The following is an 18452-nucleotide window of genomic DNA, read 5'->3' on the forward strand; positions in this document are numbered from 1 at the left end:
CGGCCGCTGCCCGGCTCAACGGGCGACGGCCGCGCCGAAGTCGTGGTCGTCGAACGGCCCGATGACGCCGAGCGCCCAGGGCTGCTCGACGAGGCTCGCCGCGACCTGCCTGACGTCGTCCAGGGTGACCGCGTCCACCCTGGCGATGATCTCGTCGACGGACAGCAGCTCGCCGTGGACGAGCTCACTCTTGCCGAGGCGGCTCATTCGCGAGCCGGTGTCCTCCAGGCCCAGGACGAGGGAACCGTGGCTCTGCCCGCGGGCGCGGTCGAGCTCCTCGGCGCTGATCCCGCGTTCGGCGATGGACCGCACCTGGTCCCGGGCGATCGCCAGGACCTCGTCGGCGCGCTTGGGCGCGCAGCCGGCGTAGACGCCGAACAGACCGGCGTCGGCGAAGTGCGACGCGAACGAGTACACCGAGTACGCCAGGCCCCGCTTCTCGCGGACCTCCTGGAACAGCCGGGAACTCATCCCACCGCCCAGCGCCGTCGAGAGCACCCCGAGGGCGAAGCGGCGCGGATCGTGCCGGGACACCCCGACCGTGCCCAGCACGAGGTTCGCCTGCTCGGTGGGCCGCTCCGACACGACGATGCCGGGCGCCGGCGGGTAGTCGTAGCGCCCGGCGCGCACCGCCGACGGATCCCCGGCCGACGTCAGATGGTCGCCGAAGGCATCCGCGACGAGCGCGAGCACGCGATCGTGCTCCAGGTTCCCGGCGACCGAGACGACCATCGCCGGCGGCACGTACCGGGATCGGTAGTAGTCGGCGATCGTCTCGCGGCCGAGCCCCTCGATCGACTCGATCGTGCCGAGCACCGGCCGGCCGAGCGCCGACGCACCGAGCATCGCCTCGGCGAAGACGTCGTGGACGACGTCGCCCGGGTCGTCCTCGTGCATGGCGATCTCCTCGAGGATCACGCCACGCTCGGCCTCGACGTCGTCGGCGGTCACCAGCGAGTTGGTGACCATGTCGGCGACGACGCCGACGGCCATCGCGAGGTCGGAGTCCAGCACCCGCGCGTAGTAGCAGGTGTACTCCTTGCCCGTGAAGGCGTTGAGGTCACCGCCGACCGCCTCGACCGACGCGCTGATCGTCAGGGCGTCCCGGGTCGGGGTGCCCTTGAACAGCAGGTGCTCGAGGTAGTGGGAGCAGCCGGCGGTCACCGGGGTCTCGTCCCGCGAACCGACGCCCACCCAGACGCCGATCGCGGCCGAGCGGACTCCGGGGACACGCTCGGTGATCACGCGCAGCCCGCCGGGCAGCACGGTGCGCCTTACCGCGCCGCCCAGCAACGTCTCGCTGCCGGAGCCCCCGGCGAGCAGGCGGGCCACCCGCTCGCCGGCGTCCGCGGCGCCCCGAACCGAGGCGCCGGTGCCGCCGGCGCCGTCGGTGGAGCGGGTCAGGTCAGGGGTGGGGGTGTCGGACACGGCGGGCCGTCAGGAAGCCGCCGCCGCGTCCGCGGCCTCGGCACTCGGCGAAAGGCTGATCTTGCCGCGGGCGTCGATCTCGGTGATCTCCACCTGGAGCTTCTGTCCCACGGTCAGCACGTCCTCGACCTTCTCCACCCGCTTGCCGCCCGAGAGCGTCTTGAGCTTCGACACGTGCAGCAGGCCGTCCCGGCCCGGGGTGAGCGAGACGAACGCCCCGAAGTTGGTGATCTTGACGATGGTACCGAGGTACCGCTCGCCGACCTCGGGCATCTGCGGATTGGCGATCGCGTTGATCGCCGAGCGGGCGGTCTCCGCGGACGTGCCGTCCGCCGCGCCGATGTAGATCGTGCCGTCGTCCTCGACGGTGATCTCGGCGCCGCTGTCCGCCTGGATCTGGTTGATCATCTTGCCCTTGGGCCCGATGACCTCGCCGATCTTGTCGACCGGGATCTTGACCGAGATGACCCGCGGGGCGTGCGCGGACATCTCGTCCGGGCTGCCGATCGCCTCGGCCATGACGTCGAGGATCGCCAGCCGCGCGCCGCGGGCCTGTTGCAGGGCCGAGGCCAGCACCGAGGCGGGAATGCCGTCGAGCTTGGTGTCGAGCTGCAGGGCGGTGACGAAGTCGCGGGTGCCGGCGACCTTGAAGTCCATGTCGCCGTACGCGTCCTCGGCGCCGAGGATGTCGGTCAGCGTGACGTAGGCGTCGTCGGCGTGCACGAGCCCCATCGCGATCCCGGCGACCGGCGCCTTGAGCGGCACGCCGGCGTTGAGCAGGGACAGCGTGCTCGCGCAGACCGACCCCATCGACGTCGAGCCGTTGGAGCCCAGCGCCTCGGAGACCTGCCGGATCGCGTAGGGGAACTCCTCGCGGCTGGGCAGTACCGGCAGCAGTGCCCGCTCGGCGAGCGCACCATGGCCGATCTCGCGCCGCTTCGGCGACCCGACGCGACCGGTCTCGCCGGTGGAGTACGGCGGGAAGTTGTAGTTGTGCATGTAACGCTTGGTGCGGTCGGGGTTGAGCGTGTCGACCGTCTGCTCCATGCGCAGCATCGCCAGCGTGGTGACGCCGAGGATCTGGGTCTCACCCCGCTCGAACAGCGCCGAGCCGTGCACCCGCGGGATGTAGTCGACCTCGGCCGACAGCTCGCGGATCTCCGTCGTCGACCGGCCGTCGATCCGCACGCCCTCGGTGACGATGCGGGAGCGGACGAGCTTCTTGGTCAGCGCCCGGTAGGCGGCGCCGATCTCCTTCTCCCGCCCCTCGAACTGGGCGGCGACCTTCTCCGCGGCCAACTGGCGGACCCGGTCGAGCTCGTTCTCCCGCTCGGACTTGCCGGCGATGCGCAGCGCGGCGGACAGCTCGTCGCCGACGGCGGCGGACAGCGCCTCGAGCACGTCGTCGTGGTGGTCGATGAAGACCGGGAACTCCCGCGTCGCCGCCTTGCCGGCGAGCGAGGCCAGCTCGCTCTGGGCGCGACACAGCTCGCGGATGGCGGGCTTGGCGGCCTCGAGGCCCGCGGCGACGACCTCCTCGGTCGGCGCGGGCGCGCCGCCGGCGATCAGCTCCACCGTGCCCGGGGTCGCCTCGGCCTCGACCATCATGATCGCCACGTCCGAGCCGTCCTCGACGACACGACCGGCCACGACCATGTCGAAGGTGGCCCGGGCCAGCTCCGCATGCGTCGGGAAGGCGATCCACTCGCCGTCGACGTACCCGACCCGGGTGGCGCCGATCGGCCCGGTGAAGGGCAGCCCGGACAGGGTCGTCGACGCGCTGGCCGCGTTGATCGCGACCACGTCGTAGAGAGTGTCCGGGTCGAGGGCCAGCACCGTGGCCACGACCTGGATCTCGTTGCGCAGCCCCTTGGCGAACGAGGGGCGCAGCGGCCGGTCGATGAGGCGGCAGGTGAGGATCGCGTCCTCACTGGGCCGGCCCTCGCGACGGAAGAACGAGCCGGGGATCCGCCCCGCGGCGTACATCCGCTCCTCGACGTCCACCGTCAGGGGGAAGAAGTCGAGCTGTTCCTTGGGCTGCTTGCTGACCGTCGTCGCCGAGAGCACCATCGTGTCGCCCAGGTAGGCGACGGCGGAACCGGCGGCCTGCCTGGCCAGCCGACCGGTCTCGAAGCGCACCGTACGGTTTCCGGCCGGGGTCGCAATGACCGCCTCGGCCGCATGTGTCGAGTCGTCCACTCGAACCACTCCATCCTCTTCTTCGGCCGGGTCCACGCAGCCGATCTTGTTCTTCGGCCGGGTCCGCGTCCCGAGGATGCCGGTGCTCAGTCGAAGCCCCCGGGGAGGACGAAGCCCGCTCCCGGCGACCACGACCGAGGACCGGCGGCTCTCGCCGCCACGGACCCGGTCAGGTCCTCCGATCCGCCGACGGAGACCTCCGCCGACGGGCGACGCATCTGGTATCTACCCCCGATGCGTCAGAGGGAGCGTCCCCGAAGGGCCGCTCCCTCTCCGCGCTACCGCCGTAGCCCGAGTCGCTCGATCAGGGCCCGGTATCGGTTGATATCCGTCTTCGACAGGTAGTTCAGCAGCCGGCGGCGGCGCCCGACGAGCAGGAGCAGACCGCGGCGGCTGTGGTGGTCGTGCTTGTGCACCTTGAGGTGCTCGGTCAGGTCGCTGATCCGACGGGTCAGCATCGCGACCTGCACCTCGGGTGAGCCGGTGTCCCGCTCAACGGTGGCGTAATCGGACATGATCTTCTGCTTGACGTCGCTCGCGAGCGGCACGCTCCACCCTCTCCTTCTGCTTCGGGACGGCGCGCGCCCGGGGTCTTCCTCACCCGAACCGACCGCCGGACCACGGCCTCATCGCCGTGTGGTCCGGACACGCCGCACCCGCCTGGACCCGAAGCCTATCAACCCGAGGGGAACCGCTCGGACACCGGTGTCCCCCGCACCCGCGGGTCGCCACCCAAGGCCCCCCGCGCTTGGACGAGGCCCGCGCTCAGACGGGCAGGGTGACCGTCCTGGTCGCCTCGACGTCGGCAGCCATCTGGGTGACGAGCTCGTCCACCGACTCGAAGCGCAGCGTCGGACGCAGGCGGCTGGTGAACTCGTAGGCCATGTACTCGCCGTAGAGATCGCCGTCGAAGTCCAGCAGGAACGCCTCCACCCGCCGCTCCCGGCCGGCGAACGTCGGGTTCGTCCCGATCGAGATCGCGGCGGGCTGACGGTGGCCGTCCCAGCAGGCGAAGCCCGCGTACACCCCGTCGGCCGGCACCGCCGCCCATGGCGTCACCTCGACGTTGGCCGTCGGATAGCCGATCGTCCGGCCGCGGGCGTCGCCGTGCACGACCACACCCTCGACCCGATGTCGCCGGGCCAGGGCCGCGGCGGCCGACTCCACGTCGCCCTCGGCGACGCGACGGCGGATCTCCGTCGAGGACAGCACCCGGTCCCCCGAGCGGACCAGGCGGACCCCGTCGACCTCGAACCCCTCCCGGGCCCCGTCCGCCGCCAGCGTGGCCAGCGTGCCGGCGGCCCGGTGGCCGTAGGTGAAGTTCTCCCCCACGACTACCACCCTCGCACCGAGCTGTTCGACGAGCATCCCGTGCACGAACTCGGGCGGGGGGAGCCGGCTGAAGTCCAGCGTGAACGGCTGCACGCACAGCGCGTCGACGCCGATCGCCGCGAGCAGCTCGGCCTTGTGCCGCAGCGTCGTCAGCAGGGCCGGATGGCTGCCGGGACGGAGCACCTCCCCCGGATGCGGATCGAAGGTGAGGACGACGGCCCGCTCGCCGCGCTCCCGGGCGCGGGCCACCGCCTGCCCGATGATCTGCCGATGCCCGAGGTGCACCCCGTCGAAGAAACCGATCGTGACGACCCCGCCGCGCCACTCGGCCGGCGTGTTCTCCGCCCCTCGCCACGTTTGCACGTGGGAAGCCTAGGACATTCTCGCGCGGCACGGTCGAGCGCCGCCCGCCCCCGGCCGTGCGAGGGGTCAGGCCGGAGCGAACACGACCAGCGAGCGGACCGCCTCGGCGCTCTCCTCGACCAGCGCCAGCACGGACCCGTCCGGGCCGAACACGCCGTAGGTACCCGGCCGCCCTACCGGCGCCAACCGGCGGCCGTGGCGCACGTCGACCGCCGCGTCCCCGGCCACGTCCCGGCGCGCAAAACCGGCCGAGACGGCCTCCGACAGGCCGACGACCGCACCCGCGCCCAGCTCGGCGAACGTGTCGAGGCTCACCGCCCGGTCCAGCCCGAACGGCCCCACGACGGTGCGCCGCAACGCCGTCAGGTGCCCTCCGCAGCCCAACGCCGCCCCAAGGTCGCGGGCGAGCGCCCGGATGTAGGTCCCGCTGGAGCAGCCGACCGTCACGTCGAGATCACAGCCCCGCTGGTCCGCCGCGCCGTCGGCGTCGCGGCGGGCGACCAGGTCGAAGCGGTGCACCGTGACCCGGCGGGCGGCGAGCTCCACCTGCTCGCCGGCCCGCACCCGCGCGTAGGCGCGCACCCCGCCGACCTTGACCGCGCTGACGCTCGACGGAACCTGGTCGATCGTCCCGGTCAGGGCCGCCATCGCCTCCGCGAGCCGCGCGGGGGCGACGTCGACGGGTCGGTCCTCGAGCGGCTCACCCTCGGCGTCGTCGGTCGTCGTGGTGCGGCCGAGCCGGATCGTCGCGTCGTACACCTTGTCGGTGAGCGCGAGGTGACCCAGCAGCCTCGTGGCCCGGCCGGCGCCGAGCAGGAGCACGCCGGTCGCCATCGGGTCCAGGGTGCCGGCGTGGCCGACGCGACGCTGGCCCAGGATGCGCCGGGCGCGGGCGACCACGTCGTGCGAGGTGAGCCCGGGCGGCTTGTCGACGACGACCAGGCCGTCGACCTGCGGTCCCCCCGCCGAGCGGGACCCCCGCGGGCTCACCGGACGCTCACGGCCGGGCCCCGCCCGGCCCGATCCTGGCCGGGAGCAGCGGCGAGGTGGGGGGTCGGGTTGGAGGCCGGGTTGGAGGTCGGACTGGAGGCGGGGTCGGGGGCGGGGGTGGAAGCAGGGGCAGGGGTGGAAGCAGGGGCGGGTGCGGGAGCGGGCGCGCAGGCACGCCCGGCCGCGGCGTCGGGGCCGGTCAGTCCCCCGCCCGCGGGGTCGGCCAGCCGCGGCGCCCGAGCCAGCGCCGCCCGCACGGTGTCCATGAGCTCCGTCAGCTCCGCGCTCGTCACGAACCCCGCGGCCAGGCGGTGGCCGCCGCCCCCGAGACCGGCGCACAGCGCGCCGACGTCCACGCTCCCCTTGGACCGCACGGAGACCTTCCAGACGCCGTCGTCCTGCTTGCAGATCAGGGCGACCTCGGCCTCGGACGCCGTGCGCAACGTGTCGATGAAGCCCTCGATCTCGTCGTAGTCCAGCCCGGCGGCCCGCAGGTCGCCCTGGCCGCACCAGGTCCAGGTCAGGTCGTGCTCGGGTTCCAGCCGGGCACGACCCAGCACCTCGCCGAGGAGCTTCAGGTAGCCGAACGGGTGGGTGTCCCACAACGCCCGGCTGATCAGATCGTGCCGAATGCCGGTGGCCAGCAGGCGCGCGGCGAGGCGGTGCACCGCGGGTGTCGTCGCCGCGAACCGGAAGGAGCCGGTGTCCGTGACCAGGCCGGTGTAGATCGCCGCGGCCAGGTCGGCGTCCAGCGACACCCCGAGGGCGTCGATCAGGCCGACGACCATCGCGCTGGTCGAGGCGGCCTCGCCGTCGACGAGGTTGAGGTCGCCGAAACGCGTGTTGGAGGCGTGATGATCGACGACGATCATCCGGCTGCCGGCGGCGATCCGGGCGAGCCGGCCGAGCCGGGACCGGCTGGCCGCGTCCAGGCAGACCACGAGACCCGGCCGGGCGGTGATCGCCGCCGGATCGACGAGCAGCTCCTGGCCGGCGAGGAAGCGCAGCGTCCGGGGAACGGCGAAGGGCTCGGCGTCGAAGGACACCTGCGGCCGCGCCCCGAGCGTCCGCAGCGCCAGCGCGAGGGCCAGCGCCGAACCGAGGCTGTCGCCGTCGGGATTGACGTGCGCGACGAGCAGGATGTCGTCACCGGCGTCGACGGCCGCCGTCAGCGCGGCCACCACGGCCGCCCGGTCGGCCGCCACGAGATCGCTCGCGTCGCTCATCGCCCGTCCCATCGCCGTGTCCGTGGCCCGCCGGCCCGTGTCCGTGGCCCGCCGGCGCGCCGACGGTCTGTCCCCCTGGAGCGGCTGACCACCCTCAGCGCCCGGCGGTCGGATCGCCGCCGGGTGACGCCGGATACACCTGGCGCCCGGCGGACGCGCCTGCCTCCCGTGCCCCGGCATCGCCGCCGAGGGCGTCGCCGGCGTCGGCGTCGAGCTCCTCGACCCTGTCGAACTCGTCGAACTCGTCGACAAGGTCCTCGTCCTCGTCCTCGTCGTCCTCGTCGACGGTCCGCGGACGACGGTAGGGGTCCTCGTCGCCGGCCGGCCGGGCGTCGCGGCGCACCTCGGCGAGCCGGGCATCCCGCTCCCGGGCGACGCTGATCAGGTCCTCGAGGTGCTTGGCGTCGTCGGGCAGCCGATCGTGCACGAAGGTGAGGGTCGGGGTGACCTTGACCCCGGTGGCACGGCCGACCTGGCTGCGCAGCAGTCCGCGAGCGGACTCGAGGGCCTCGGCCGACGCCCGGCGGGCGTCCTCGTCGCCGTACACGGTGTAGAACACTGTGGCGTCGACCAGGTCGGGCGTGACCCGCACCTCCGTGACCGTCACCATGCCGAGGCGGGGATCCTTCACGCCGCGTTCCAGCGCGGACGCGACCACCTCACGAATTCGCACGGCCAGCTTCCGTGCCCGGGCCGGATCAGCCACCGTAGACCTCCTCGCTCCGTGTTACCTCGGCGTCGTTCCCGCGGCGAGCCCGCCCACCCGGAGACGCCACCGTGATCGATACCGCGCGGGGATCGATGCCGCGCGGGGGCCGCCACCGCGCGCGGGCCAGCCACCGCGCGGGAGTTCGCCCCGCCCGCCGGAGCCCCGATCCCCCGGTGATGCCATGCCAGGCAGACGCTTCGCGCCCTCCGGCGAGCAGTTCAGTCGAGGGTGTCCGCCGCCAGCTGAGGTTGCCCGTCGGCGTCGTCCTCAGACAGGCAGCGTTCGCGCGCGGCGAGAATCTCGACCTCCGGGTGTCCTGCCACCAGCTGTTCGCAGGCGCGCAGGACTTCGATGCAGTGCGCCCGGTCGGCGGCCACGACCGCCATCCCGATCTCGGCCCGGCGGTGCAGGTCGAGATGTCCCGTCTCGGCGACGCTGAGGGTGAACCGACGGCGCAGCTCAGCCACGATCGGCCGAACCACGGAGCGCTTCTCCTTCAGCGAGTGCACGTCCCCGAGCAGCAGGTCAAGGCTGAGAGTCCCGATCCACATGATCGTCTCCCGCGGTATGACACGAGCCGCCGGTGCCGGCCGGGCGCGCAGGCGCCCGACCGGCCGGCACCGACCGGCACCGTGACTCAGACGCGGGGAACCTCCCGCTGCTCGAAGGTCTCGATGACGTCATCGATCTTGATGTCGTTGAAGGACCCGAGACCGATACCGCACTCGTAGCCCTCGCGGACCTCGGTCGCGTCGTCCTTGAACCGCTTGAGCGACTCGACCGTGAGGTTGTCCGCCACGACCACGCCGTCGCGGATGAGGCGGGCCTTGGTGTTGCGGCGGATGATGCCGGAGCGGACGAGCGAACCCGCGACATTGCCGATCCGCGGCACCCGGAACACCTCGCGCACCTCGGCGGTACCGAGCTGCGCCTCCTCGTAGACCGGCTTGAGCATGCCCTTGAGGGCGTTCTCGATGTCCTCGATGGCCTGGTAGATCACCGAGTAGTACCGGACCTCCACACCCTCGCGGTCGGCCAGCTCCGTCGCCTTGCCCTGCGGGCGGACGTTGAAGCCGATGATGACCGCGTCCGACGCCGACGCCAGCATGACGTTGGTCTCGGTGATCGCGCCGACACCCCGGTCGATGATCCGCAGACCGACCTCGTCGCCGACGTCGATCTTGAGCAGGGCGTCCTCGAGAGCCTCGACCGAACCGGAGACGTCGCCCTTGAGGATGAGGTTGAGCTGGGTCTTCTCGCCCTCCTTCATCCGCTCGAGGATCGTCTCCAGCGTCGGGCGGCCACGGCTGAGGGCGAGCTCGGCGTTACGCTCCCGCGCCTGCCGACGCTCGGCGATCTGGCGGGCGACCCGGTCCTCGGGCACCACCAGGAAGTTGTCGCCCGCGTCGGGAACGCTGGTGAAGCCGAGCACCTGCACCGGGCGGGCCGGACCCGCCTCGGTGACCTGACCGCCGTGCTCGTCGAGCATCGCCCGGACCCGGCCGAACGCCTCACCGGCGACCACCGAGTCGCCGACCCGCAGCGTGCCGCGCTGGACCAGCACGGTCGCCACCGGGCCACGACCACGGTCGAGCCGACCTTCGATCGCGACGCCCTGGGCCTCGGTGCCCGTCGGGGCCCGCAGGTCGAGCGAGGCGTCGGCCGTCAGGATGATGGCCTCGAGCAACCCGTCGATGTTCGTCTTGTTGCGGGCGGAGACGTCGACGAACATCGTGTCGCCGCCGTACTCCTCGGCGACCAGGCCGTACTCGGTGAGCTGACCCCGCACCTTCGCCGGGTCGGCGCCCTCCTTGTCGACCTTGTTGACGGCCACCACGACCGGAACTCCGGCCGCCTGGGCGTGGTTGAGCGCCTCGATGGTCTGCGGCTTCACCCCGTCGTCGGCCGCGACCACGAGGACCACGATGTCGGTGACCTGGGCACCGCGGGCACGCATGGCGGTGAACGTCTCGTGACCCGGGGTGTCGATGAAGGTGATCGGCCGCTCGTCGCCGTCGACCGTCGCCCGCACCTGGTAGGCACCGATGTGCTGGGTGATGCCGCCGGCCTCGCCCGCGACCACGTCGGTGAAGCGGATGGCGTCGAGCAGCTTCGTCTTGCCGTGGTCGACGTGACCCATGACGGTCACGACCGGCGGCCGGATGCTGAGCTCGACGTCGTCGCCGTACTCGCCGCCGAAGGACAGGTCGAAGCTCTCCAGCAGCTCCTTGTCCTCGTCCTCCGGGCTGACGATCTGCACTTCGTACCCGAGGGTCACGCCGAGCAGCTGCAGCGTCTCGTCGGTGCAGGACTGGGTCGCGGTCACCATCTCACCGAGCTGGGTGAAGACGACCTGGACCAGCGCGCCGGGATTCGCGTCGATCTTGTCCGCGAAGTCGGCCAGCGAGGCGCCACGCGGAAGTCGGATGGCCTGCCCGTTGCCACGGGGGACCATCGCGCCCATCCGCGGCGCCTCCAGGCCGCTCTCCCATTCCTGCCGCTTGGCGCGCTTGGACTTGCGCTGCCGGCCGGGACGACCGCGGCCACCCGGGCCGAACGCGCCCGCCGTGGTACCGCCACGCCCACGACCACCCGCCGCGGGACGGCCGCCACCGCCGCCACCGGGACGACCCGGCGCGCCGGCACCGCCGCCACCGCCGCCGCCACCACCGGGACGACCGGGAGCGCCACCACGACCGGCGAAACCGCCGGGACGCGCGCCGCCACCGCCGCCGCCACCGCCGGGACGGCCGGGAGCGCCGCCACCGCCGGGACGGCCGGGAGCGCCGCCCGCAGGACGGGGCTGGAACATGTTCGCGTTGGGCCGCGGACCGCCGCTACCGCCCGGCCGCGGCGGCATCCCGCCGGAACCGCCGGGGCGCGAACCGGGACGCGGCGGCATCGAGCCGGGCGAGGGGCGCGGACCGCCGGCGCCGGGAGCACCGGGACGAGGCCCACCCGGGCGCGGGCCCGGGCGAGGCGCACCCGGGCGCGGCGGGGAGGCCGGGCCGGAGCCGGACTGGCCGGCCGACTGCCGGGGCCCGGCAGACGGCGTCGTGTACGGATTGTTGCCGGGCGCGGACGGCCGGGGGCCGGGACGCGGACCGGGACGCGGGCCACCGGCGGACGGGGCGCTGGGAGCGCTGCCGCCGGGCGGCGGAACCGGGGCACCGGGACGGGCACGACCGGGGGCCGCCGGGCCGCCGGCGGGCCGCGGGCCGGGCCGGGGACCCGACGCAGCGGCCGGGGAGGACACCGGCGGAATCGACGTCGCGGCGGGCGGCGGCGCGGCCGCGCTCGCCGCGATGGGCCGCGGCTGGGATGCCGGCGGGCTCGCCGCCGGCGCACCGGGAGCCGGCGCGCTCGGGGCCGCCGGCGCGCTCGGGGCGGCGGGGCCGCCGGGACGAGCGGCCGGGCCGGGACGACCCGGGACGGGACGGGGGCCGGGTCGAGGCGCGAGGCCAGGACGCGGCGGCGCCGGACGGGCGCCGTTACCGGGCCCCGGCCGACCGCCGGGACGCCCGCCCGAGGCGGACCCGCCCTCGGCGGGGAAGGCTTCCTTCAGCTTGCGGACGACGGGGGCTTCGACTGTCGACGAAGCGGACTTCACAAACTCGCCCAGGTCCTTCAGCTTGGCGAGCACGGTCTTGCTGTCGACACCAAGCTCCTTGGCGAGCTCGTGTACGCGGGCCTTTCCTGCCACGGTGCTCCTTCGTTCGGCCCGCGGTCCGTGCCCGCGTGACCTCGTTACCTGCCGGTCGTGATCATGGCTGGGTGCTCATTGAGCGATCATCGCTGTCTCGACCTGCTTCCCTGTCGACGTCATCTGGCGCCGCCTCCCGGATCGGGCGCCGTCGCTGGCGGCGTCCGTCCCGTCTGACCCGGGCGCTCCGCTGCCGCAGACCACCCGTACCTCCTACCTTTACCCGACTTTCGCTCCATCCGGAGCCCCCGCGGCGGATGGATCCCGCTTGCGGGATCCGACAACCGCGGGGCGAATCCGCTCCAGGTACAGCCTGACCTGCACCGACCCGAGCGGACCTGACACCCGCAGCGCTCGCGGGAACGCCTTGCGACGCTCCGCGAGATCGAGGCAGGCGAGGTCCGGATGCACGTACGCACCCCGACCATGCATACGGCGGCGAGCATCCGGCAGGAGCTCACCGCTGTCCACGACGATACGCACGAGGTCGGAACTCGGCGCACGGCTTCGACATCCGATACAGGTACGGACGGGCTCCGCACGACACGCCATGAGAAGTCTATCCCGCCCGACCCCGAGAGTGCCCCCCCGCGGTGGGAGAGCGGCGCGGAACCCCGGGTGGCCCGGACCGCCGCGGCGCACCCGCCGACGGCGGCTCGGCGGCGGCCGGCGGCCCACCGGCCCGGTCCTCGGCGTCGGAGTGGATGTCGATGCGCCATCCGGTCAGCCGCGCCGCCAGTCGCGCGTTCTGTCCCTCCCGGCCAATCGCCAGCGACAGCTGGTAGTCGGGGACGACGACCCGCGCCGACCGACTCGCCAGATCCGTCACCTCGACCCGGGCCACCCTGGCCGGCGACAGGGCGCTGCCGACAAAGGTCGCGGGGTCGGCCGACCAGTCGACGATGTCGATCTTCTCGCCGTGCAGCTCGGCCATGACGGCGCGCACCCGGCTGCCCATCGGCCCGATGCAGGCGCCCTTGGGATTGACCCCGGCCACCTTGGAGCGGACCGCGATCTTGCTACGGTGGCCGGCCTCGCGGGCGATCGCGGCGAGCTCGACCGTGCCGTCGGCGACCTCGGGGACCTCCAGCCGGAACAGGCCCTTGACCAGCTCGGGGTGGGTTCGCGAGAGGGTCACGGTGGGACCGTGCGGCCCGCGGGCGACGTGCACCACATAGCACTTGATCCGGTCGCCGTGCTCGAGCCGCTCGCCGGGCACCTGCTCCGCGGGCGGGAGCACACCCTCGATCGTGCCGAGATCGACAAGCACCACCTTGGAGCCAGCCCGCTGCTCGTGATGCTGCACCACGCCGGAGACGACCTCGTGCTCACGGTCGGCGTACTGCCCGTAGGTGACCTCCTGCTGCGCCTCCCGCAGACGCTGCATGATCACCTGCTTCGCCGTCATGGTCGCGATCCGGCCGAAGTCGGCAGGCGTGTCGTCGTACTCGCGACTGGTCCCGTCGGGACCCGGCTCGCGCGCGAGCACCGACACCTCACCCGTCGTCCGGTCGATGACCACCCGGGCGTCGGGAGCCGACCCGGCCGTGTGGTGATACGCCGTCAGCAGGGCCGTCTCCATCGCCTGCACCAAGGTGTCGAAGGCGATGTCCTTCTCCCGCTCGATACCGCGCAGCGCGGCCACGTCGAGCTTCACCGGGTCATCTCCTCACCGGCCGCGCCCTGGGCGTCGACCTGGCGGCCCTCGTCGTTGGATACCGGCCCCGGCGACGCCGGGTGATCGTCCTGCGTCGCACCACCACGGGCGGTGTGCGCCTGCGGCGCATCGGCGCTCACGCCGGAGTCCGGAGAGTCCGGCGCATCCCCCGACGGTTGCGCCGGCGACTCGCCGGAAAGATCATCATACCCCTCGGCCGCGAACTCGACCTCCACCGTCGCCCGCTCGACCTGCGCATAGGTCACCCGCGCGACGCGACGACGCTGCGGACGCCCGCGCCGGGCAGGCCCGGTGGCAACGGCCAGATCCGCCCCGGCCTCGTCGGCGGACAGCACCCGGCCGGACAGAACCTCCCCGGCGCTGTCCCGCACGGTCACCAGCCGCCCGACGGCGCGGCGCCAGTGCCGGGGCGCGGTCAGCGGCCGGTCGACCCCCGGGGAGGTGACCTCCAGGACGTAGGGCCCGGCGCTGAGGCCCTCGCCCGCCGCCTCCGCCGCGTCGAGCAGGTCCGACACCACCCTGCTGGCCTCGGCCACCGCGTCCAGGTCGATGCCACCGTCGCGGTCCACCGCCACCCTGACCACGCTGCGCGAACCGGCCCGGCTCACCGCCACATCCTCAAGATCGAAACCTGCCCCGGCCAGGCCGGACGTCAACCGGTCGCGCAACGCCGGCCGGACGGTCCCCGCCCGCCGAGCCGCTCCGGATGAGCCTCGGCCCCGTCCGTGACCGGACTCCCCCGCCCCTGACACCTGGTCCGTCCCTTCTCGTGTTCACGCCTGTCCTGATCGTCTCGCCGCCCCTGCCGGCCGGGCCACCCCGGCAGCCCACCGGCCACCGGAATCCGGTCCCCGGCAATCCGGTCCCCGGCATGCCGGCCACCAGGGGCGATACCCAGGTTCGGCCGGACACCACGGATACACCGCCGGGTTGGCCGGCGACGACACACGGTGATCCTCGCCGACGGACCGCCGCCCAGGAGCCCACCGGGCCACGGCGGCGGCGAACAGGATGAGATCCATAGCCTACGTGCGCCGCCGCACCGACCGACCGCGGCCCGCATGCCGGGGTGCCGACGCCAGGCCGACGGTCCACCCGGACGGGTCGGACGGCGCTCTGCCCGGCCGCCGCGATGTGCGAAGCTCAGGACCGTGGACCCGGCGCCCCGCACATCCGTCTCGCGGCGGCGCGTCCTGGTGGGACTCGGCGGGCTCGCCCTCGCCGACGCCGTCGGGGTAACTGCCTGCACGACCACGGTCTCCCGCTCGACCGCGTCGAACGGCGGGCTCGGCGCGCCGGACATCGCCGCGGCGCGGGGCGCGGTCGTCCGAGCCACGGCACTGGCGACGGCCTACCGGAGCGCGGCCGGACGCCATCCGTCCCTGCGCTTCCTGTTCGACCCGCTGCGCGCCCATCACGAGCTCGCCGCATCGACGCTGGGAGCACAGATCCCGGCCGCGGTCACGACGATCCCGACGGCGTCCGCACCCACCGGGCCCACTCCGACCAGGCTCACACCGACCACGCACGCACCGACCACGCACGCACCGACCGGGGCCGCGGCGACGGCCGCCGTCGACGAGTCGGCCAGGGCCCGCGCGGCGACGCTGGCCTCGCTGCGCGCCGCCGAGAGCGGCGCGACGGCCGCGGCGCGCACCGACAGCCTGCGCGTGAGCGGCGTGCTCGCGCCGTTGCTGGCCAGCCTGCACGCCGCCGGGGTCGCGCAGGTGGAGCTGCTCGACCTTTACAGCGCGCGGGTCGGCGCCGGCCAGCCCGCCGAGACCGCCGGCGGCGTCGGCGGTCTCGCCGGTGTCGGTCTCGGCGGTGTTGGTGTCGGGAGTGCTGGGTGACGGCGGGCAGGCGGGACGAACCGGTCGTCGCGGCCGCCGGGACGGGGGCGGCCCGGCAGAGCCCGGCGGCGCCTGGGCAGGCGGCGGCCGTGGCAGCCCTGAACACGATGCTCACCGCCACCCATGCCGCGATCTATGCGGCCGCGACGGCCGGCGGTGCGCTCGCGCCGCTGGGCCCCCCGGCCGCCGGCGCCCGGGAGCTGGCCCGGCTGAGCTGGGTCGCCCACCAGGCACTACGCGATGACCTCATCGCCGCGATCGGCACCCGCGGCGGTCAGCCGGCCCCGGCACTGCCGGCCTACCGGATCCCCACGACGCCGGTCAGCGTCGCCGCGTCGCTGACCCTGCTGGCCCAGATCGAGGACGCCTGCGCCGCGGCGGCCCACGACGCCACAGCCGTGCTCGTCGCCGACGCCCGGGCGCTCGCCGTCGACGCCCTGGGCGGCACGGCCGTGCGGGCCCAGCGAGCGCGCCTCGCGGCCGGCCTGCCACCCGCCACAGCCACCCGCGCGCTGCCGGGGGCGTCGTGAGCGCCCGCCGAGCCCCTAGCGGGTCGTCCAGGCGTCGGGGTCGTTACCGAGGGCGGTGACGATCTCCGGGAGGCGGCCGCCGGCGACCTCGGCGAGGGTCACGTTCTCCAGGACGCGGCGCAGGTTGACCCGCACGGCGATCCAGACGTCCTGCAGGTTCTTGGCCGCGCCCTCGTAGCAGGCATCCTCGGGGCGGCGCCCGCGCACGCTCGCGAGCGGGCCGTCGGTCACCCGGATCACCGTGGCGACCGTGATCTGGTCGGCCGGGCGGCCCAACTGGTAGCCCCCGTCGGCGCCCCGGCGGCTCTGGACGAGCCCGGCCCGGCGCAGATCGGTCAGGATGTTCTCGAGGAAGCGCAGCGGCAGATCCTGCGCCAGGGCCAGCGATTCGCCCTTGACGAGCTGTCCGTCACTCGCCGCCAACGTCAGGAGTGCGCGCAGCGCATAGTCGGCGCGAGCGGAGATCTGCATGCACCCATATTGCCGCCCGGCAGCGCCCAGCGCGCCCGACGGGTTGAGCTGGCGCGCCGCGGGTGCACGCCCCGACACTCACCGTCCACCGTGGAGTTCCCCCGCAGGGGAGAGGGGACGCCTCTCGATCACCCACCGCCGCCGGAATGCCCGCCGTCCGCGCCGCCGGCGCCCGCATCCGCGGGCAGATCCGGCGCCGAGCCGTCCCCGACGCCTCCCCCCGGCTCGATCCCGCCGCCGGCCAGGCCGCGTCCCCGGTTCCCCCGGGCCGCCCGCACCGCGGACGTCCCCTCGGCGACGAGCCCCCGGCGCACACGCATCCGCTGGTCGGCGGTGTTGAAGGTGGCGTCGACGATGACTCCGATGACGAAGATAGTGATCATCGAGGCCATCACCCCGACCGTGTCGAGCAGCTCCCGGGAGTTCTGCAGGTCGGCGCCGACCGAGGGATGGCCGGGAACGATGACCAGCAGCTCGCCGGCCATCAGGCTGCGCCAGGCGAACGCCCAGCCCTGTTTGAGCCCCGCGAGCACCGAGGGCAGGGCCGCCGGGGCCACCACGTACCGGTACAGGGAGAAGCCGCGCGCACCCATGCTGCGCCCGACCCGGACCAGCAGCGGCGGCACGTAGTCGACGCCGTAGATCACCCCGTTGGCGACGGAGGGCGCGGCCCCGAGCACGACGACGAACGTGATCGCCGACTCGCTGAGCTTGAACAGCAGGATGGCCAGGGGGAACCAGACGATGGAGGGCATCGTCTGCAGCGCGGTGATGAAGGAGCCCACCGCGGTCCGCAGGATGGTGGAGCGGGAGACCGCCACCCCCACCACGACCCCGATCACGACCGCGAGAGCGTAACCCTCCAGCGCCCGGACCAGGGTGCGTGCCAGGGCGTCCCAGAAGTGGCTGGTGCCGAGGCGGCTGCCGAACTCCGACAGGGCCTTGCCCGGCCCGGGCAGCACGTAGGAGGGTTTCCAGCCACTCCAGACGACGACCTGCCACAGCAGCAGGAACAGGACGAGGGCGCCGATCTTCGGCCAGGTGGCGGCCCAGGCCCGGGCCGCGAACGGCCGCCGTTGCGCGGTCGGGATGTCGAGCGCGTCGAGACCCGCGAGCGCCGCGTCCACCTCGAGACCGGTCTCGGCGTCGAGCTCGGTCGACCGGCCGTGGAGCTGGGTCGTGGTGGCGCTGTCAGTGGCCATGCCGGCCGACCTCCTCGCGTAGTCGGGTGGTCACCTCGGTGGCCAGCTCCGCGACCCGGGCCGAGTCGATGCGCCGCGGCCGCTCGATGTCGACGTCGAAGATCTCCGCGACCCGGCCGGGTCGGGAGGACAGCAGCACGATGCGGTCGCCGAGCCGCACGGCCTCGCGGACGTCGTGCGTGACGAAGATGACCGTGACGCCGGTCTCCCGCCAGATCCGTTCCAGCTCGTCGTGGAGCAGGTCACGGGTCATCGCATCCAGGGCGCCGAAGGGCTCGTCCATGCAGAGGATGTCGGCCTCCTGCGCGAACGCGCGGGCCAGGCTCACCCGCTGGCGCATGCCCCCGGACAGTTCATGGGGACGCTTGTCGGCCAGCCCGGCCAGGCGGACCATCGCGAGCAGGCCTTCCACCCGCTCCCGCCGCTCGGCGCGGCGGATACCCCGCAGCCGCAGCGGCACCTCGATGTTGCCCCCCGCGGTGAGCCATGGCAGCAGCGCCGAGTCCTGGAACATCATCCCCGCGCGGCGACCGGTGGTGTCCACGGTGCCGGTGGTCGGCGCGTCGAGACCGGCGATCAACCCGAGCAGGGTCGACTTGCCGCATCCCGACGCGCCGAGCAGACAGAGGAACTCGCCGGACCGGACGTCCAGGGAGACGTTGTCCAACGCCTGGACACGGGCGGCGCCGGAGCCGAAGAACCGGCTGACGCCGTCGATGCGCAGTGCGGTGTCGGAGCGGACAGCGGTCACGGATCATTCCCCCGTTGCGG

General features: G+C 73.7%; 17 protein-coding genes. 2 read left to right on the forward strand and 15 right to left on the reverse strand.

Annotated features, from left to right (window positions below):
- Nucleotides 1-15: 15 nt before the first annotated feature.
- From FRAAL_RS25055 to rimP, 12 genes are all read right to left on the reverse strand, one after another.
- Nucleotides 16-1428 (reverse strand): M16 family metallopeptidase, encoded by a 1413-nt coding sequence (locus tag FRAAL_RS25055; RefSeq protein ID WP_011606826.1) that lies wholly within the window; start codon nt 1426-1428, stop codon nt 16-18.
- 9 nt (nt 1429-1437) lie between these two features.
- Nucleotides 1438-3627, reverse strand: coding sequence for a polyribonucleotide nucleotidyltransferase (locus FRAAL_RS25060; protein ID WP_011606827.1), 2190 nt, complete (start codon nt 3625-3627; stop codon nt 1438-1440).
- Nucleotides 3628-3905: 278 nt separating this feature from the next.
- Nucleotides 3906-4175 carry a 30S ribosomal protein S15 gene (gene rpsO, locus FRAAL_RS25065; RefSeq protein ID WP_009742365.1) on the reverse strand — a complete coding sequence of 90 codons (270 nt, stop codon included), beginning with the start codon at nt 4173-4175 and terminating at the stop codon, nt 3906-3908.
- Nucleotides 4176-4392: 217 nt separating this feature from the next.
- Entirely contained in the window at nt 4393-5322 is a 930-nt protein-coding gene (locus FRAAL_RS25070; RefSeq protein WP_011606828.1) for a bifunctional riboflavin kinase/FAD synthetase, read from the reverse strand.
- Nucleotides 5323-5388: 66 nt separating this feature from the next.
- On the reverse strand, nt 5389-6312 hold the full coding sequence (truB, locus tag FRAAL_RS25075) for a tRNA pseudouridine(55) synthase TruB (protein ID WP_011606829.1): 924 nt from the start codon (nt 6310-6312) through the stop codon (nt 5389-5391).
- Nucleotides 6309-7538: a DHH family phosphoesterase gene (locus tag FRAAL_RS25080; RefSeq protein ID WP_231861343.1), complete on the reverse strand. Its 1230-nt coding sequence runs from the start codon at nt 7536-7538 to the stop codon at nt 6309-6311. Before FRAAL_RS25080 ends, truB begins: the two co-directional genes overlap by 4 nt.
- A gap of 94 nt (nt 7539-7632) precedes the next feature.
- Nucleotides 7633-8244 (reverse strand): 30S ribosome-binding factor RbfA, encoded by a 612-nt coding sequence (gene rbfA / locus FRAAL_RS25085; protein WP_011606831.1) that lies wholly within the window; start codon nt 8242-8244, stop codon nt 7633-7635.
- A gap of 221 nt (nt 8245-8465) precedes the next feature.
- A complete protein-coding gene (locus tag FRAAL_RS25090; protein ID WP_011606832.1) occupies nt 8466-8798 on the reverse strand; it encodes a DUF503 domain-containing protein in 333 nt (110 codons plus the stop codon).
- Between the two features lie 86 nt (nt 8799-8884).
- Nucleotides 8885-11950, reverse strand: a complete 3066-nt coding sequence (infB, locus tag FRAAL_RS25095; RefSeq protein ID WP_011606833.1) for a translation initiation factor IF-2 — start codon at nt 11948-11950, stop codon at nt 8885-8887.
- 219 nt (nt 11951-12169) lie between these two features.
- Nucleotides 12170-12502 (reverse strand): YlxR family protein, encoded by a 333-nt coding sequence (locus FRAAL_RS32115; protein ID WP_083866920.1) that lies wholly within the window; start codon nt 12500-12502, stop codon nt 12170-12172.
- Between the two features lie 7 nt (nt 12503-12509).
- Nucleotides 12510-13607, reverse strand: a complete 1098-nt coding sequence (gene nusA / locus FRAAL_RS25100; RefSeq protein ID WP_011606835.1) for a transcription termination factor NusA — start codon at nt 13605-13607, stop codon at nt 12510-12512.
- Nucleotides 13604-14296, reverse strand: a complete 693-nt coding sequence (gene rimP, locus FRAAL_RS25105) for a ribosome maturation factor RimP (RefSeq protein ID WP_256788540.1) — start codon at nt 14294-14296, stop codon at nt 13604-13606. Before rimP ends, nusA begins: the two co-directional genes overlap by 4 nt.
- A gap of 483 nt (nt 14297-14779) precedes the next feature.
- On the opposite strand from rimP, the gene FRAAL_RS25110 reads away from it, so the two are divergent.
- Both FRAAL_RS25110 and FRAAL_RS25115 read left to right on the forward strand, forming a co-directional pair.
- A complete protein-coding gene (locus FRAAL_RS25110) occupies nt 14780-15478 on the forward strand; it encodes a hypothetical protein (protein ID WP_157892217.1) in 699 nt (232 codons plus the stop codon).
- The gene (locus tag FRAAL_RS25115; protein WP_011606839.1) at nt 15475-16008 is read left to right on the forward strand and encodes a DUF4439 domain-containing protein; all 534 of its coding nucleotides are present in this window, start codon (nt 15475-15477) and stop codon (nt 16006-16008) included. The genes FRAAL_RS25110 and FRAAL_RS25115 overlap by 4 nt, the downstream gene beginning before the upstream one ends.
- Nucleotides 16009-16023: 15 nt before the next feature.
- Here the strand turns inward: FRAAL_RS25115 and FRAAL_RS25120 are convergent, their stop codons facing one another.
- The 3 genes from FRAAL_RS25120 to FRAAL_RS25130 form a co-directional block, all read right to left on the reverse strand.
- Entirely contained in the window at nt 16024-16479 is a 456-nt protein-coding gene (locus FRAAL_RS25120) for an RrF2 family transcriptional regulator (RefSeq protein ID WP_041939756.1), read from the reverse strand.
- A gap of 128 nt (nt 16480-16607) precedes the next feature.
- Complete coding sequence (locus FRAAL_RS25125) at nt 16608-17681, reverse strand: ABC transporter permease (protein WP_011606841.1); 1074 nt, start codon at nt 17679-17681, stop codon at nt 16608-16610.
- Nucleotides 17671-18432, reverse strand: coding sequence for an ABC transporter ATP-binding protein (locus tag FRAAL_RS25130; RefSeq protein WP_011606842.1), 762 nt, complete (start codon nt 18430-18432; stop codon nt 17671-17673). Before FRAAL_RS25130 ends, FRAAL_RS25125 begins: the two co-directional genes overlap by 11 nt.
- Between the last annotated feature and the right edge of the window lie 20 nt (nt 18433-18452).

This window comes from Frankia alni ACN14a (genome assembly GCF_000058485.1).
Lineage (GTDB): Bacteria > Actinomycetota > Actinomycetes > Frankiales > Frankiaceae > Frankia > Frankia alni.